15 protein-coding genes are annotated in these 16,131 nt (G+C 60.4%); 8 read left to right on the top strand and 7 right to left on the bottom strand.

The genetic code is table 11. The annotated features are described in order from the left end of the window. The 3 genes from ABLU87_RS13905 to ABLU87_RS13895 form a co-directional block, all read left to right on the top strand. A partial coding sequence (locus tag ABLU87_RS13905) for a hypothetical protein (protein ID WP_348868968.1) occupies positions 1-192 on the top strand: 192 nt, incomplete at its 5' end. Between the two features lie 113 nt (positions 193-305). Further along, a complete protein-coding gene (cstA, locus tag ABLU87_RS13900; protein ID WP_014228363.1) occupies positions 306-2,411 on the top strand; it encodes a pyruvate/proton symporter CstA in 2,106 nt (701 codons plus the stop codon). 55 nt (positions 2,412-2,466) lie between these two features. Continuing rightward, positions 2,467-2,664 carry a YbdD/YjiX family protein gene (locus tag ABLU87_RS13895; protein WP_004100083.1) on the top strand — a complete coding sequence of 66 codons (198 nt, stop codon included), beginning with the start codon at positions 2,467-2,469 and terminating at the stop codon, positions 2,662-2,664. Here ABLU87_RS13895 and ABLU87_RS13890 read toward each other — a convergent pair. The 3 genes from ABLU87_RS13890 to ABLU87_RS13880 form a co-directional block, all read right to left on the bottom strand. Then, positions 2,661-3,065, bottom strand: a complete 405-nt coding sequence (locus ABLU87_RS13890; RefSeq protein ID WP_004100084.1) for a helix-turn-helix domain-containing protein — start codon at positions 3,063-3,065, stop codon at positions 2,661-2,663. The two genes, ABLU87_RS13895 and ABLU87_RS13890, sit on opposite strands and share 4 nt — an antisense overlap. Next, positions 3,046-3,339, bottom strand: a complete 294-nt coding sequence (locus ABLU87_RS13885; RefSeq protein WP_072351809.1) for a type II toxin-antitoxin system RelE/ParE family toxin — start codon at positions 3,337-3,339, stop codon at positions 3,046-3,048. Before ABLU87_RS13885 ends, ABLU87_RS13890 begins: the two co-directional genes overlap by 20 nt. 186 nt (positions 3,340-3,525) lie before the next feature. Then, positions 3,526-4,614 (bottom strand): oxidoreductase, encoded by a 1,089-nt coding sequence (locus ABLU87_RS13880; protein ID WP_014228365.1) that lies wholly within the window; start codon positions 4,612-4,614, stop codon positions 3,526-3,528. Between the two features lie 160 nt (positions 4,615-4,774). Between ABLU87_RS13880 and ABLU87_RS13875 the strand changes: the two genes are divergently transcribed. From ABLU87_RS13875 to ABLU87_RS13860, 4 genes are all read left to right on the top strand, one after another. Further along, the gene (locus tag ABLU87_RS13875) at positions 4,775-6,277 is read left to right on the top strand and encodes a sugar ABC transporter ATP-binding protein (protein WP_122117263.1); all 1,503 of its coding nucleotides are present in this window, start codon (positions 4,775-4,777) and stop codon (positions 6,275-6,277) included. Continuing rightward, complete coding sequence (locus ABLU87_RS13870; protein WP_049071013.1) at positions 6,274-7,272, top strand: ABC transporter permease; 999 nt, start codon at positions 6,274-6,276, stop codon at positions 7,270-7,272. Before ABLU87_RS13875 ends, ABLU87_RS13870 begins: the two co-directional genes overlap by 4 nt. A gap of 144 nt (positions 7,273-7,416) precedes the next feature. Continuing rightward, positions 7,417-8,481 (top strand): sugar ABC transporter substrate-binding protein, encoded by a 1,065-nt coding sequence (locus tag ABLU87_RS13865; protein WP_014228368.1) that lies wholly within the window; start codon positions 7,417-7,419, stop codon positions 8,479-8,481. Beyond that, positions 8,478-9,719: an LVIVD repeat-containing protein gene (locus ABLU87_RS13860; protein WP_064375577.1), complete on the top strand. Its 1,242-nt coding sequence runs from the start codon at positions 8,478-8,480 to the stop codon at positions 9,717-9,719. The genes ABLU87_RS13865 and ABLU87_RS13860 overlap by 4 nt, the downstream gene beginning before the upstream one ends. A 236-nt stretch (positions 9,720-9,955) precedes the next feature. Here the strand turns inward: ABLU87_RS13860 and mtnK are convergent, their stop codons facing one another. Further along, positions 9,956-11,155, bottom strand: coding sequence for an S-methyl-5-thioribose kinase (gene mtnK / locus ABLU87_RS13855; protein WP_048261252.1), 1,200 nt, complete (start codon positions 11,153-11,155; stop codon positions 9,956-9,958). Between the two features lie 102 nt (positions 11,156-11,257). Between mtnK and mtnA the strand changes: the two genes are divergently transcribed. Next, on the top strand, positions 11,258-12,286 hold the full coding sequence (gene mtnA / locus ABLU87_RS13850) for an S-methyl-5-thioribose-1-phosphate isomerase (protein ID WP_122117262.1): 1,029 nt from the start codon (positions 11,258-11,260) through the stop codon (positions 12,284-12,286). Between the two features lie 46 nt (positions 12,287-12,332). On the opposite strand, the gene ABLU87_RS13845 is transcribed toward mtnA, so the two are convergent. The 3 genes from ABLU87_RS13845 to ABLU87_RS13835 all read right to left on the bottom strand — a co-directional run bounded on the left by ABLU87_RS13845 (position 12,333) and on the right by ABLU87_RS13835 (position 16,098). Further along, positions 12,333-13,601, bottom strand: coding sequence for a histidine-type phosphatase (locus ABLU87_RS13845; protein ID WP_064379146.1), 1,269 nt, complete (start codon positions 13,599-13,601; stop codon positions 12,333-12,335). Positions 13,602-13,626: 25 nt separating this feature from the next. Further along, positions 13,627-14,988: an MFS transporter gene (locus tag ABLU87_RS13840; RefSeq protein WP_004848711.1), complete on the bottom strand. Its 1,362-nt coding sequence runs from the start codon at positions 14,986-14,988 to the stop codon at positions 13,627-13,629. 300 nt (positions 14,989-15,288) lie between these two features. After that, positions 15,289-16,098, bottom strand: a complete 810-nt coding sequence (locus tag ABLU87_RS13835; RefSeq protein ID WP_025106421.1) for an inositol monophosphatase — start codon at positions 16,096-16,098, stop codon at positions 15,289-15,291. Between the last annotated feature and the right edge of the window lie 33 nt (positions 16,099-16,131).

Raw genomic sequence — 16,131 nt, 5'->3', positions numbered from 1 at the left:
GCATCGGTGCGGCTTCTTCCCGGGTCGCGCTGCGCTTACCCGGGCTACGGGTTCACCATCGTCTGCGGGCCGGTAGCCCGGACAGGCGCGTCAAGCGCCGCCTCCGGAGAAGCAGGATGCGATGCAGTGACAGATTATCCCTCCCCGTTTTCATCCATTTTCCTGCCAGAAGTGATCTCGCTTGCAATGTGAGATAAATCCTTGCCGTCAGGCGACATCTGCAACGTTTCAAAGTTGTTAAAACTTCCATTGTGTTCTAGAAACAACTTGTAACATCCTGATTACCCTACCTGTGGAACACAATGATGAATAATTCAGGGAAATACCTCATCTGGACACTGCTCTCCGTTATCGGAGCCTTTGCCCTGGGCTATATCGCGCTAAACCGGGGTGAACAGATTAACGCGCTGTGGATTGTCGTCGCGGCAGTCTGCGTCTATCTGATCGCCTATCGCTTTTACGGCCTGTATATCGCTAAAAACGTGCTGGCGGTCGACCCGACGCGCATGACTCCGGCGGTGCGTCACAACGACGGCCTCGACTACGTTCCAACCGATAAGAAAGTGCTGTTCGGTCACCATTTTGCGGCCATTGCCGGCGCGGGGCCGCTGGTTGGTCCGGTGCTGGCGGCGCAGATGGGCTATCTGCCGGGAATGATCTGGATCCTCGCGGGCGTGGTGCTGGCCGGAGCGGTACAGGACTTTATGGTGCTGTTCGTCTCCACCCGTCGCGACGGACGTTCGCTCGGCGAGCTGGTGAAAGAGGAGATGGGCCCGACCGCCGGCGTACTGGCGCTGGTGGCCTGCTTTATGATCATGGTGATTATCCTCGCGGTACTGGCGATGATCGTGGTGAAAGCGCTGACCCACAGCCCGTGGGGCACTTACACCGTGGCCTTTACCATCCCGCTGGCGATTTTCATGGGGATCTATATTCGCTATCTGCGCCCCGGGCGCATTGGCGAGGTGTCGGTGATTGGCCTGGTGATGCTGGTGTTCGCCATCATTTCCGGCGGCTGGGTGGCGGAAAGCCCGACCTGGGCGCCGTGGTTTGACTACACCGGCGTACAGCTCACCTGGATTCTGGTGGGCTACGGGTTTATCGCCGCGGTGCTGCCGGTCTGGCTGCTGCTGGCGCCTCGCGACTACCTCTCCACCTTCCTGAAAATCGGCACCATTGTCGGTCTGGCGATTGGTATTCTGATTATGCGCCCGACGCTGACGATGCCGGCGCTGACCAAATTTATCGATGGCACCGGCCCGGTATGGAGCGGCAGCCTGTTCCCGTTCCTGTTTATCACCATCGCCTGCGGCGCGGTTTCCGGCTTCCATGCCCTGATTGCCTCCGGCACGACGCCGAAGATGCTGGCTAATGAAGGCCAGGCCTGCTTTATCGGCTACGGCGGCATGCTGATGGAGTCCTTCGTGGCGATTATGGCGCTGGTGGCGGCCTGTATTATCGACCCGGGCGTCTACTTCGCGATGAACAGCCCGATGGCGGTGCTGGCCCCGGCGGGCGTGACCGATGTGGTAGCGTCGGCGGCGCAGGTGGTGAGCAGTTGGGGCTTTACCGTAACCCCGGATACGCTTAACCAGATTGCGACCGAAGTGGGGGAACAGTCGATTATCTCCCGTGCGGGCGGCGCGCCGACGCTGGCGGTGGGCATGGCCTATATTCTGCACGGTTCGCTGGGCGGCCTGATGGACGTCTCCTTCTGGTATCACTTCGCGATTCTGTTCGAGGCGCTGTTTATCCTGACCGCGGTGGATGCCGGCACGCGCGCGGCGCGCTTTATGCTGCAGGATCTGCTCGGGGTGATTAGCCCGGGCCTGAAGCAAACCAGCTCGCTGCCGGCGAACCTTCTCGCCACGGCGCTGTGCGTGCTGGCGTGGGGCTACTTCCTGCATCAGGGCGTGGTTGACCCGCTTGGCGGCATCAACACCCTCTGGCCGCTGTTTGGTATTGCCAACCAGATGCTGGCGGGGATGGCGCTGATGCTCTGCGCGGTGGTACTGTTTAAGATGAAGCGCCAGCGCTATGCCTGGGTCGCGCTGCTGCCGACCTCCTGGCTGCTGATCTGTACCCTGACCGCGGGCTGGCAGAAGTCGTTCAGCACCGATACCAAAGTGGGCTTCCTGGCGATTGCCAACAAGTTCCAGGCGATGATTGACAGCGGCAATATTCCGCCGCAGTACACCGAGTCGCAGCTGGCGCAGCTGGTGTTTAACAACCGTCTGGATGCCGGGCTGACCATCTTCTTTATGGTGGTGGTGGTCGTGCTGGCGCTGTTCTCGATTAAGACCGCGCTGGCGGCGCTGAAAGAGGACAAACCGACGGCGAAAGAGACCCCTTACCAGGCGATGCCTGCTGATGCTGATAGCCTGGTGACCCAGGCGAAACGCGCCCACTAAGCCATGACGTTATCGCCCTCTTTTGCGAGAAGGGGGGCGATGATGGGAGTTGAAAATGTTTGATACCCTTTCGAAAGCCGGAAAATATTTAGGCCAGGCGGCGAAAATGATGATCGGCGTCCCGGATTACGACAACTACGTGGAGCACATCCGCGTGACCCATCCGGAACAAACGCCGATGACCTATGAAGAGTTTTTTCGCGAGCGTCAGGACGCGCGCTACGGCGGTAAAGGCGGCGCGAAGTGCTGTTAACCCTCTTTCGGCAGATACAGGCTGATCTGCTCCTGGGTGCAGCCGTATATTGCCGCCAGCTTTTCGCGGGTGCGCTTTTGCGGGCGGGAGTCGATAGCTTCTAGCTGGGATACCGCCGACTGGCTAATCCCGAGCTTATTGGCCACCTCCTGCTGCGACAGGCCGCGCAAAATGCGCCAGGCCGCCTGCAGGCTGACTTTCTCTTTATCCATGATGTCGCAGACGTCACCCGGCAGCATCACGTTGTCGTAGATATCGTGTTCTACCGGAATATCTTCAAGATCGGCTTCCGTTTCATCATCCAGCTCGGCTAGCTGCAAACACATCTGGAAGTATTCGTCGTAGGGGATCACCGCGTACTGCGCTTTCCCTTCATCATCCTTAATTATCTGAACAGCCATATGGCATATTCTCCTCATGCAAATAGGTTGTTGAGGTTCTGCGCTTAACGGACACGATAAACAGGTCGCTCAGCGTCAGCCCCTGACGTGTGAAAATGACCCGATAATCCCCTACCCGAAGACGGTAATGATTCTCTGGTTTAGATAACTTTCTGACATCGGGCCGAGGAGCCGTACGGTCACCTAAATCAGCTAGCCTGCTTTTGATTCGCTGCTGATAGCGATAATCGGTATTTGCCAGTGCCTTTTTTGCCACTTTTGACCAGATGAGCATGCTATGTACCTCCACTGTACACCTCAGTTGAACATAAGAAAATAATAAGTTTATAAGATAAGTTTGTTATTTTCTTATGAGGGTACCCTAACGCAGAATCGTCTTCTGGCGAAGGCAGAAACATCGGCTTTGCGAGGCGGCTCGAAAGCGCCTCCGCCGGGCGGCAGAGGCGAATAAAACGGGGGATTAACCGGCGAAACGTTCGACCTTCTCAAACGCCGCGCGCAGGGTTTCGGCGTTCAGTTCAACCGGCAGAAAATGGATGGACTCCACCGGGCGCAGGGTATGGGCAATCACCTTATCCAGCTGTTCGCGGTTGTTGATGTCCACCTCCAGCGCCGCCAGCGTAGTCGGCAGATTAAAGCGCCGATACGCCTGCACCAGCTGCGCCAGCACGTCGTCCTGGCCGAGCAGGGCGCTCTGGACCAGAATGCCGTAGGCGACTTTGGTCCCGTGAAGATACTTCTCGGTCTGCGGCAGTACCGTCAGCCCGTTGTGCACCGCGTGGGCGGCGGCAACGCGGGTATAGCGCTCGCCCAGCCCGCCGACCATACCGCCGCCGGCGATAACCGCGTCCACCACGTCGCGAAACGCCTGGGTCAGCTCGCCGCGCTGCTGGTCGGCCAGCGCGGTTTCGCTGCTTTCCAGCAGCACATCGCGGATCGCCAGCGCGCCGTTGATACCCAGGCGTACGGTGAGCGGCAGCGTCTCAGGCTGCGGAGCCAGCACCACCGCTTCATACCATTTCGCGAGCGTATCGCCGATGCCCGCCAGCAGATATTCCGCCGGCGCGTTAAGAATAATGTGCGGCTCCACCAGGACCAGGAAGTTGGCGTCGTCGAAGATTTCAAACTGCAGCGCCTGACCGGCATCGTTATACCACACCGACAGCGGCGTCCACGCCGCGCAGGTAGCGGCGATGGTGGGGATGGCCACCACCGGCAGGCCGAGGCGACGGGCCAGCGCCTTCGCGGTATCGAGCAGCGCGCCGCCGCCCACGCCAATCACCACCGACCGATCGTCGCCGGATGCGCGGGCCAGCTCGCTGACGTCGCTTTCGCTGCAGTGGCCTTTAAATAATATTTTTTTGGCGCCAGGCGCGTTAAACGCTGCCGGCAGGAAAGCCTGCGCGCCCGCGATAGCCCGCTCGCCGTAAACCCACACCGCGCGTGAAAGCTGTTCTTCGCTGTAAAAATCCTGCAGCCGGGCAAGGCTGCCGGGATGGGAATAGTAGTTGGCGGGGCCGGGGACCACGCGGATATCGCTGTGACTCATCAATGTTGTCCTTGTGCTGTTTCGCTAACCCGATGTTATGTCTGGACATCCGGATGGCTAATATTATTTCGCTTTATCTTATGCCTTTTATGCATTTGTCAGTCAAGGAGAGCTATGAAAAATTCGTTAAATCAGAACATTAATCGACAGGGTGCAGGGGATGACCGGCAATCGCCTTGAGATGCAAAATATTAGCCTGGCCTTTTCCGGCTTTCTGGCGCTCAGCAACGTGGCTTTCACCCTGACGGGGGGATCGGTGCATGCGCTGACCGGCGCCAACGGCGCGGGTAAGTCCACGCTCATGGCGGTGCTGTGCGGCACGCACGCCCATTACGAAGGCGAGGTGGTGATTAACAACCAGTCGGTAAGCATTCGCTCGCCGCGCGATGCCAAACTGCTGGGGATCCATCTGGTGCAGCAGGAGGTTGACGTGGCGCTGGTCCCGGGCCTGAGCATCGCGGAAAACATCATGCTCGACAGGCTGGCGGAGCCGGGGATCGCCTTCCGCTGGGGGCGGCTGCGCCAGCTGGCGCGCGAGGCGCTGGCTCAGCTTGACGTCAGCCTCGACGTACGCCGCTCCATCGACAGCTGTACGCTGGCGGAAAAACAGCAAATCCTGCTGGCCCGCGCGCTGTCGCATCACTGCCGCTTTCTTATCCTCGATGAACCGACCGCGCCGCTGGACCAAAACGAAAGCGAACGCCTGTTTGCGGTGGTTCGCCGCCTGCAGCGGCAGGGCATTGGTATCGTGTTTATCTCGCACCGCATTCATGAATTAAAAGCGGTCTGCGACACCCTGACGGTGCTGCGCGACGGCCGGCTGATTGAGAGCGGGCCGATGGCCGACCTGAGCGGCGAGCAGATCGTCGAGAAGATGCTCGGGCATGAGCTGAGCGATATCTTTCCGCCGAAGCGGCCGCCGCATAGCGATGAGGTGCTGCTACAGGTTGAAGGGCTGCACGACGAAGGGCTGCTGCAGGAAATCTCGTTGCGTCTGCGCAAGGGGGAGATTCTGGGGATCGCCGGGCTGGCGGGCGCCGGGAAAACCGAGCTGTGTAAGGCGCTGTTTGGCGCCAGCAAAAGCCGTTTGACCCGCGGCGAACTGAACAGCCAGCCGTGGCGACCGCGCGACCCGGCGGACTCGGTGGCGCGCGGTCTGGCGCTGGTGCCGGAAGAGCGGCGCAAAGAGGGCATTTTTATCGAAGAACCGGTGGCGATGAACCTGGCGGTCAGCGCCGATAGCAGCTTCTCCCGCTGGAGCCTGTTTGGCCATCGTCAGGCCTGGCGCTGGGCGGAAGAGGTGATCGCCCGGGTGGGCATTCGGACATCGGGTCCGGCGCAAACCCTGCGCCGTCTCTCCGGCGGCAATCAGCAAAAAGTGGCGATAGGCAAATGGCTGCGCGGCAACGCCAACGTCCTGATTTTCGATGAGCCGACCAAAGGGGTCGACGTCAAAGCCAAAACGGACCTCTTCAACGCGATCGACGGCCTGGCGCGGGAAGGCAAAGGGGTGATTTACGCCTCGGGCGAGTTCGCCGAACTGGTCGGCCTGTGCGATCGCATCTGCGTGCTGTGGGACGGGCGCATCGTGGCGGAAATTCCGGGCGCAGAGGCCCGGGAAGAGAACATTCTTTATTACTCCACCGGAGGAGCAGCAGCGTGAGTAAGGCCCTGGCAGTTAACGCGACGGTATCGGGCCGTCAGCGATTTTTCGATTTTCTCTACAAATGGGGCATGTTGCTGACCGTCGTCCTGCTGATCGCCGTTTTTGGCCTGGCGTCGGACAACTTCCTCGACCCGTTTAACATCATCAACATCCTGCGTTCCATCGCCATCGTGACGGTGATCGCCATCGGCGTATCGATATCGCTGACCATCGGCGGTTTCGATTTGTCCGTGGGCTCCACCGCCTCGCTGGCCAATGCGCTGGTGATTTCGCTGTTTGTCTGGCACGGCTTCGGCACCACCGAGGCGATCCTTATCACCCTGGCGCTCTGTACCTTAGTGGGGCTGTTTAACGCGTTTCTGATCGTGATCCTGCGTATTCCCGACATGCTGGCGACGCTTGCCAGCCTGTTCGTGATTCAGGGCGTGGCGATGACCTACAGCTACGGCGGGTCGATCACCGAAAACATGGTGCTGCCGAGCGGCGATATGGCGGAAGGCGCGATTCCGGCGGCGTTCGGTTCGCTGGGGCAGGTGCCAACGATAGTGATCATTATGCTGGTGGTGACCGTTATCGCTCAGCTGGCGCTCTCTTTTACCACCCACGGACGGCGGATGTACGCCATCGGCGGCAACCCGGAAGCGGCGCGCCTCTCCGGCCTGCGCATCACCCGTTACAAAGTGGCGGCGTACGTCATCGCCTCTCTGCTGGCGGGGCTCGGCGGCATTCTGTTGGCGTCGCGCATCGGCTCATCGCAGGTGAACGCCGGCGGCGGCTACCTGATGGATGCGGTGGCGGCGGCGTGGATTGGCTTCTCGCTGGCCGGTTCCGGTAAGCCGAACGCGCTCGGTACGCTGGTAGGGGCGGTCATTTTAGGCGTGCTTTCCAACGGCCTGGTGATGCTCTCGGTGCCCTATTACGCGATGGACATTATTAAAGGGCTGGTGCTGGCTGGCGCGCTCGCACTGACTTATTTTCAGCGCCGCATCTAAAATTTTACCCGTCATTCTTCAAATTGCAGGTGTGTTGGCTGCGTTCACTCACCCGAATCACTTACTTATGTAAGCTCATCGGGATTCGTTTACTTGCCGCCGTCCTGCAATTCGAATTATTTAGGGTAACAAAAAGGAAACACTATGAAAAAGATAACATTTTCACTCATCGCGCTGGGGTTGTTCAACGCTGCAGCGGCCTTTGCTGAAACCCCGACGCCGCTTCCGGCTGCCATTGCTGAACACAGCGGGCCGATTCGCATTGCGGTGATCCGCAACCTGGGCTCCGACGATAACACCACTCAGTTTGTCTCCGGAGCGATCCAGGAGGGGAAAAAGCTCGGCTTTAAAATCAGTACCTTCCTCAGCAACGGTGATGACGCCAAATTCCAGGACTTCGTTAACCAGGCGATTAGCCAGAAATACGACGGCATTATCCTTTCTCAGGGGCGCGATCCCTACGCCACCGCGCTGGTGAAAAAAGCGGTGGACGCCGGGATCAAAGTCTCGGTTTTCGATACCGCGGTAAACGGCCAGATCCCGGGCGTCACCGTCACCCAGCAGGATGATGCTTCGCTGACCGAGCTCTCCTTTGGCCAGCTGGTGAAAGATTTCAACGGCAAAGCCAATATCGTCAAACTGTGGGTCGCGGGTTTCCCGCCGATGGAGCGCCGCCAGGCGGCCTACCAGACGCTGCTTAAACAAAACCCCGGCATCAAAGAGCTGGAATCCATCGGCGCGGTCTCTTCCGACGTGCAGGGCGATACCGCCAACAAGGTCGGCGCGATCCTGGCGAAATACCCGAAAGGTAAAATTGATGCTATCTGGGGAACCTGGGACGCGTTCAGCCAGGGCGCCTATAAAGCGCTGAAAGAGAACGGCCGCACCGAGATCAAACTCTACAGCATCGACATTTCCAACCAGGATCTGCAGCTGATGCGCGAATCCGGCAGCCCGTGGAAGGTGAGCGTAGCGGTGGATCCGAAGCTTATCGGCGCCACCAACGTGCGCCTGATCGCCAATAAGATTGCCGGGGAACCGACGCCTGCGACCTACGACTTTAAGGCGGCGGCGATCCCGCAGGCGCTGCTGGCGGCGCAGCCGGGGGCGGTTAACGTCGCCTCGCTGGGTAAAATTATCCCGGGCTGGGGCCAGACAGAAGACTTTATCGCCCCGTGGTTCGCTACCCTGGAAGCGAAAAACAAATGAGTGTTTTGCCAACACCAGAATACAGCCGCAATATGCGGCTGATCGGGCATAGCGATCAGGGGGGACGCCCGGACGGCGTTCAGCTGATGGTCCATCGTGGTTTTGCCTATATCGGCCATATGGTCTCGCAGGGCTTTTCCGTGGTGGATGTGCGCGACCCTAAACATCCGCAAACGGTCAACTACATCGCCGCGCCGCCCGGTACCTGGAACGTCCATTTACAGGCGCACGATGATCTGCTGCTGGTGATCAACGCCCGGGATCTGTTCGCCGATGCCCGCTTCGCCGACGAGAAGGTGTACTACACCCGTTCGGTGGGTGAGACGGTCAGCGACGTACGGGATAGGGGCTGGAGAGCCGGGCTGCGGATTTTTGATATTTCCACTCCGGATAAACCGCGAGAGATCGCTTTTCTGTCGCTTAACGGCATCGGTATCCACCGAATCTGGTACGTCGGCGGACGCTGGGCCTACGTTTCCGCGCTGATTGACGGCTTTAGCGACTACATTTTCCTGACTATCGACCTGGCCGACCCGCGCAAGCCGGAGGTCGCCGGGCGCTGGTGGCTGCCGGGGATGAACCAGGCGGCGGGGGAGACCGCGCAGTGGCCGGAAGGTAAGCGCTATGCCCTGCATCACGCGATTATCGCCGGCGACACCGCCTACGGCAGCTGGCGCGACGGCGGCCTGACCCTGCTCGATGTGCAGGACCGCACCCAGCCGAAGCTGATTAGCCACCGTAACTGGAGCCCGCCGTTTGGCGGCGGCACCCACACCGCGCTGCCGCTCCCGGATCGGGATCTGCTGGTGGTGCTTGATGAGGCGGTGCTGGATAACCAGCAGGATGGCGAGAAGCTGATCTGGCTGTTCGACATTCGCGACCCGACGAATCCGGTGAGTATCGCCACTTTCCCGCAGCCGGACGAAGCTGACTACGTGGCGAAAGGGGCGCACTTTGGCCCGCATAACCTGCATGAGAATCGTCCCGGCAGCTTTGTCAGCTCAACGCTGATTTTCGCCACTTATCAGAACGCGGGCGTTCGCGCTTACGATATTTCCAACCCTTATCGGCCGGTGGAAACCGGGGCGCTGGTGCCCGCCGCGCCGGCGAAAATGATGGATACCCGCCCCGGTCGCCCGCGGGTGATCCAGTCCTGCGACGTGTTCGTCGACGCGCAGGGAATTATTTACAGCACCGACTATAACGGCGGGCTGTCGGTGATTGAGTATCTGGGGTAGGGGATTGTGGGTTGTTGCCTTCCCGGGTTGCGGCGTAAACGCCTTACCCGGGCTACCGGATCGCAGACGGTGGCGAACCCGTAGCCCGGACAGATGCGAAGCATCGCCTCCGGGGAAAAGAGGCAAATACCCGGATGCGGCGCTTGACGCGCCTGTCCGGGCTACCTGATCGCAGACGGTGGTGAACCCGTAGCCCGGCTAAGCGCAGCGCGAGCCGGGAAAGGCTGGACGGAGATTCAACCGTACTGGCGAATTCGCGCAATCAGCTCATCCACGCTGTCGATACGCCCGGCAATCACAATCAGCGCTTTACCCAGCGTGATGGCGTGGCGCAGGCATTCATGGCGCATGGCGTCGTCCGGGATAGCGTCGATATCCGCCACGTGCGACAGCCCGACGCTGCGGCGAATCAGTTCGGTGCCGCAGAAGCCCACCGCGTCGGCCCACACTTTCTTCAGGAACGCGGAGGCATAGCCGGGCCAGGCCAGCGCGGCGTCGCGGGATCTCTCCGCCGCCAGCGCCTGAAAACGCTCGGCAAAGGTGGTCCAGAACTGCTGGATATCGCTGAGGCGCTGTTCGCGAGCGGCGGCGGCATCGCGAATGCCCAGATGCCCCGGCAGACCGCAATAGTTGAGCAGCAGGTTGCCGATGGCGGTGCCGATATCGAAGCCAATCGGGCCGAAAAAGCCGAACTCGGCGTCGATGGCCTTAAAGCTGCCTTCGGCGACGAAAATCGAGCCGCTGTGGATATCGCCGTGCAGCAGCGCTTCGGCATGGGAGAAGAAGCGATGCTTGAGCGCGGCCACCGCCAGCTTCAGCTGGGCATCGTCGCGCAGGGCGGCGACATCGGCTTCCAGCGCGGCTGGATAGCTGTTGCGCTCGTGAACCTGATACGGGTCGTTAAAGAACAGATCCTCGGTGATTTCGCACATCTCGGGATTAATAAATTGCGCCACCTGGGCCTTTTTCTCATGAGGATGCAGATAAAAGTCGCTGGTGTGAAACAGCGTCTGGGCCAGGTATTCCCCCAGCTGGCTGGCGGCCTGGGGGTAGTAAACGTTGTTGATCAGCTCCCCGCGCCAGATGCGGTGATCGGAGAGATCTTCCATCACCATCACCGCCAACTCGGGATCGAAATGCACAATCCGCACCGTGTGCTGCGGGCAGTGCTGATAGTGAGCCACCAGGGTTTGTGCTTCAAGGCGCGCGCGGTCAAGGGTCAGCGGCCAGGATTCTCCCACGCAGCGCACGTAGGGCAGCGCCTGCTTAACGATAATCCGGCTCACGCCCCTGATATCGAAAATTTTAAACACCAGGTTGAGGTTGCCGTCGCCCACTTCCTGTGCGGACACCAGTTCTGACGGATTGTCGATACCGCCAAATTGTTGGGCGTAAGCCACCGCATCGCTGGCCGTGAAAGTATGGTATTGCGACATTGCCTCGATCCTCAAAATTCTGATTAAGCCGTTCAGACGTCTATACTTCTGGATTTCATCCTGACACAATGTGATACAACAACGCAACAGGGATTTAACTAAATGCAGACACTACAGACCACCAGCCTGCGGGTAAGCGAAAATCAGCTCTTTATTCTTGACCAGCAGGCTTTACCGCAGGAAAAACGCTGGCTGGCGGCGGATAACGTGGCGCTGCTGGTGGACCATATTCACGCCCTGCGGGTACGCGGCGCGCCGCTGATTGGCCTGTCGGCCAGCCTGCTGCTGGCGCTGCTGGCGCAGCGCGGCCTGACCCGCGAGGCGCTATCTGAGGCGCTGGAGACGCTGCGAGCCGCGCGTCCGACGGCGGTAAACCTGATGAATAATCTGGATCGCATGAAGCTGGCGCTGGCGGAGGAGCGCTTTCCACAGGCTCTGGAAGCGGAAGCGCTGCGCCTGATCGAAGAGGATAAACAGCTTTGCGCCAGCATCGCCGAGGCGGGCAGCGCGCTGGTGACGCCGGGCAGCCGCCTGTTGACCCACTGCAATACCGGCGGCCTGGCGACGGCGGGCGTCGGCACCGCGCTGGGGGTGATTGCGCTGGCGCATCAGCAGGGAAAGGTGGCGCACGTCTGGGTGGATGAAACGCGCCCGCTGTTACAGGGCGGACGTTTGACCGCCTGGGAGCTGGGTGAACTGGGCGTGCCGTATCGGCTGATTACCGACTCGATGGCCGCCAGCCTGATGGCGCAGGGCCAGGTCGACGCGGTTTGGGTGGGCGCTGACCGTATCGCCGCCAACGGCGATGTGGCAAATAAAATCGGCACCTATTCGCTGGCGGTGCTGGCGAAGTATCATCAGATTCCCTTTTACGTGGCCGCGCCGCAGACTACCCTGGACCGCCATTGCCCGAACGGCGCGGCAATCCCGATTGAGCAGAGGGCGGCCGCCGAAGTCACCGGCGTCGCCGGCAGCTTTGGCGCGGTGCAGTGGGCGCCGAAAGAGGCCGCCGTTTATAATCCGGCGTTTGACGTCACGCCCGCGGCGTTAGTGAGCGGCTGGGTGCTGGACAGCGGCGTGGTGACCCCGGAGCAGGTCGCCGCCGGGGCGTTTGCGCCAGAAAAGGCCTGAACCTGAGCGAAAAAGGCGAAGCGACCTCCCTCGCTTCGCCTTCAACTTATGGCAGCACCATCTCTACCGCCGGAGCGGACTGCGGGTCGATATTGCGGCCAAGCGCCGTCAGCGCCGCCTGGTACGGGCACAGCGTCCCGACGGCGGTGGTCCGGCAGCCCGCCTGATGCCACTCCTGGCGCAGCAGCGGATGCTGGCTATCCGGCGTTTGCAGGCGGCGTAAATCGTCCAGACTTTGCGCCTGGAAGTAGACGCGCAGGTAGCGTTTTCCGCTATGGGTGTCGCGCCAGCGTTCCAGTACCAGGCTGCTGCCCGGCGGGATATTGCCGCGGCTGTACCCCGGCAGCTGCCAGCTAAAGTCCATTAACGTCCGCACCATGGCGATATTGGTATCGTGCGCCACCAGCAGCAGCCAGCGCACGTTCGGCGCGGCGCCCTCTTTTACCCCTTCGAGCATGGCGTTGAGCAGAATCGAGCCGCGTTTTTGCGCGGTATAAAACACATCGTTGCTCAGATCGTAGTTCTCCGTCAGCAGCGGCAGCAGGGCGGTGACCTGGCTGGCGCGGGTAATATTGCCCCACGCCAGCTGGCTGAGAGGCAGGTTCTCGCTCCAGCCCAGACGCAGCGTCTCAACCATATTGGCCATCACGCTCAGCCCGCTAATCGACGTTTTGCCGCTTTTGCTCTGCTCCACCTGCCACGGCAGGTCAAATACCGGGCAGGGCTTATCGGGCGCGCAGACGGCGTTTTTCAGCAACTGAATCACCGGAGCCAGCGCCTGCCGACGCTGCGCCAGATCGCCGGCCGTCTTCTTCACTTCCGTCAGCTGGCGGGCGGGATCGGTTTGCGTGGCGGCAAATTTATCGGTCTGAAACAGCGGGTCGGCGTCGCCGCTGACGTGATGAATCATCACGCCGCAGCCGGGAAAGGCGCCGTCCACCAGCGCCTGGGCGGTGGCCCGCGTGCGCTGCAGGGGGCTGGCGCGCACGTAAATCTCTCCACTCGCCGGACAGCCCGCCGCCAGTAGTCCGAGCTGACGATAGCGTGCGCCTTCATCACGACCTTTATTGACGACGGCGGCATAGCCGTGGCCGGTCAGCTCGCCGTCGTGAGTGGTCCACTGCGTCCACGGACGCTGGGTCGCGGCTTCGATGGCCTCCCGGTTGCCCTCCGTCGGCGGACGAATGCCGTGGCGGCTGAGCTCAACCACTTTTTCCAGCGTAAACTGCGCGGCGGCGTGGCCCGGCGCGGCCAGCAGCGGCAGGGCGCAGGCGAGCAGCAGGCGTAGCAAAACCTGATGTCGTACAGGCATCATAAAATATTCCTTATAAGTTAAAAGGTTATGACGAGAATGAGGTCTGACGCTCTATCGCGTGTCGCCTGGCGACAATCGCGGCGGTGGTAAAACAGAATAGCGCGGACATCAGGCCGGTGCCTACCCAAAACAGCGATAGCGTACTGAAGTCATACAGCGTTTTGCCATTTTCGATTATCGATGTTTTATCGATGATGATGCCGGTCAGAAACTCTCCGAGTCCCGCCCCCGCGTAGCTGGCAATACCGATGGTGCCGAGCGCGGCGCCCGCGGCTTTACGGGACGAAATATCGACGGCGATCAGTCCGCCAAGGAAGCAGGTCAACGCCCCAATGGTGGCGCCGAAGATAATCATCGCCAGAATATCGGTGTAGTAGCCGTGCGGTGACCAGAGCATCAGCGCGAAGCCGGCGGTATTGAGCAGGCTGATAAAACCGGCCATCACGCTGCGGTTGCGCGGGAAGAAGCGGTCGGAGAGCATCCCGGCGATAATCGTTCCGGCAATACCCGCGATAGCGTTGACCCCGATAATCCCGGACGCTTCGAGGGTAGAGTAGGCTTTATCCTGCTCCAGGAAGAAGATCCCCCATGAGTTCACCGCGTAGCGGTCGATATACATAAACGCCGAGGCCAGCGCCAGCGCCCACAGGGCCGGGTTGCGCAGCGCCAGCAGCTGGTTTTTAAACACCGAGCCGCGGGCTTCCGTCTCCTCCAGCGGTTCGTCGCGAATCACGTTGATTGACGGGAAGCCGCAGCTTTGCGGCGAGTCGCGCATAAACAACAGCATCAGCACCACCCCGGCGGCGCCGAGCGCGGCGGTCGACAGATAGCCCATCTGCCAGCCGAATCCGGCAATCACCGCCGCGATCACCATATAGGTCATCGCTTCGCCGATGTTATGCGCCGTCGACCAGATGGCGTAAAAAGTGCCTCGCTCTTTACAGCCGTACCAGCGCGCCAGCGATACCACGCACGGACCGACGCCCATCGACTGCGCCCAGCCGTTAATCCCCCAGAAGATAGCCAGCAGCATGGCGTTGCTGGTCATCCCCATCATCAGGTTCATCCCGGCGCTCAGCAGCAGCCCAAGGCTCATATAGCGCACCACGTTGGCATGATCGGCGATAAAGCCGTTGACCAGCTTGCCGATAGCGTAGCTGAAAAATAGCGTTGAGCCGATCATGCCCAGCTCCGTCGGGGTAATGCCGAGCTCCACCAGCGCGCTTTTGGCGACGGTGAACGACAGCCGGCAAACGTAGAACGTGACGTACGCCAGGGTCATGGTAATAAAGGTTTGCCAGCGCACGCTGCGAAAGCGCCGCTCATCGAACTCTCCGCCCGCTTTGGGCGGCGAAGCGCGAAAAAATGCGATAATTCTTCCAGACATAATGGTATCTCCGAAGGTCGGAGGCCTGACTGATTAGTGTGGTTCGTCCATGAGGTTTAACCCGTCATACTTCAAGTTGCATATGCGTTGGCTGCGTTCGTTCACCCCAGTCACTTACCAGAGTAAGCTCCTGGGGATTAATGAGAGGCTCCTGCCTCTCACCGGAGGCCAGCCTTCGGCTGGTCAAATTCGTTCCCGACGAATTTGTCGCTCACTTGCCGCCTTTCTGCAACTCGAATTATTTAGGGTTGATTGTCGTTGTGTAGAGTACATAATCAGATAAAGCCTGACCCGATGCGGTTAAGGTAATGGGTGACAAAGCATGTTTTTTAATTGTGGATAGAGCGTCTTGCTGGCCAGCAGCAGCGGATTACCGTGACGAATCCCGTCGTTTGCCAGATAGTCGTTGCTGAGGCCGCCCGCTTCGCGCATCAGCACCAGCCCCGGCAGCCCGTCCCACGGGTTCATATGCGGTTCGTAGTAGCCGATAAGCCTGCCCGCCGCCGCCCAGGCGCTCATCAGCGCCCCGGAGCCGTTGCGGATAAACATCCCGCCGTCGCTCAGCAGCGCATCGAGGAAGGGCAGAAAGACCGCAGGCGTCACGCGGTGCGAGGTGCCGACGCCCATCACGCCCTCTTTGACCGTCGCTGCCGGATGCGGCGCGATAGGCGCATCGTTAAGCCATGCGCCCTGGCCTTTCAGGGCGTGGAACAGCTCGCGATGGTTGGGGTCGTACACCACGCCGATAACCGGTTCGCCGTCGGCTATGATGGCCAGCGACAGGCACCAGGTGTGCAGGCCGTTAAGAAAACAGCTGGTGCCGTCGATGGGATCGACAACCCACAGCACGCGCGCGTCCGGCATCTGCGTCCCGCTCTCCTCGCCGAGAAAACCGTCCTGCGGGAAGGCGTCGGTAATGCGCTGCTTAACAAACGCTTCGACCCGCTTATCGGCGACGCTGACCACGTCCTGCAGATCCTCGCCTTTATGATCCACCGTCAGCCGGTCGCGCTGTTGATAGTATTCGAACGCCAGTTCAGCGCCGGCCTTCGCCAGCTCGCAGGCTAAACGGTAGCGGGCCTGCAGTTCATTTGATTCCAGTGATTTCATCATAACTCCCTATTTTGCACACGTGTGCAAATT

Source organism: Klebsiella sp. CB_Kp196, assembly GCF_040061575.1.
GTDB lineage: Bacteria > Pseudomonadota > Gammaproteobacteria > Enterobacterales > Enterobacteriaceae > Klebsiella > Klebsiella michiganensis.
The sequence above is the reverse complement of the archived record's forward strand: the minus strand, read 5'-3'. Positions and strand labels throughout refer to the sequence as shown.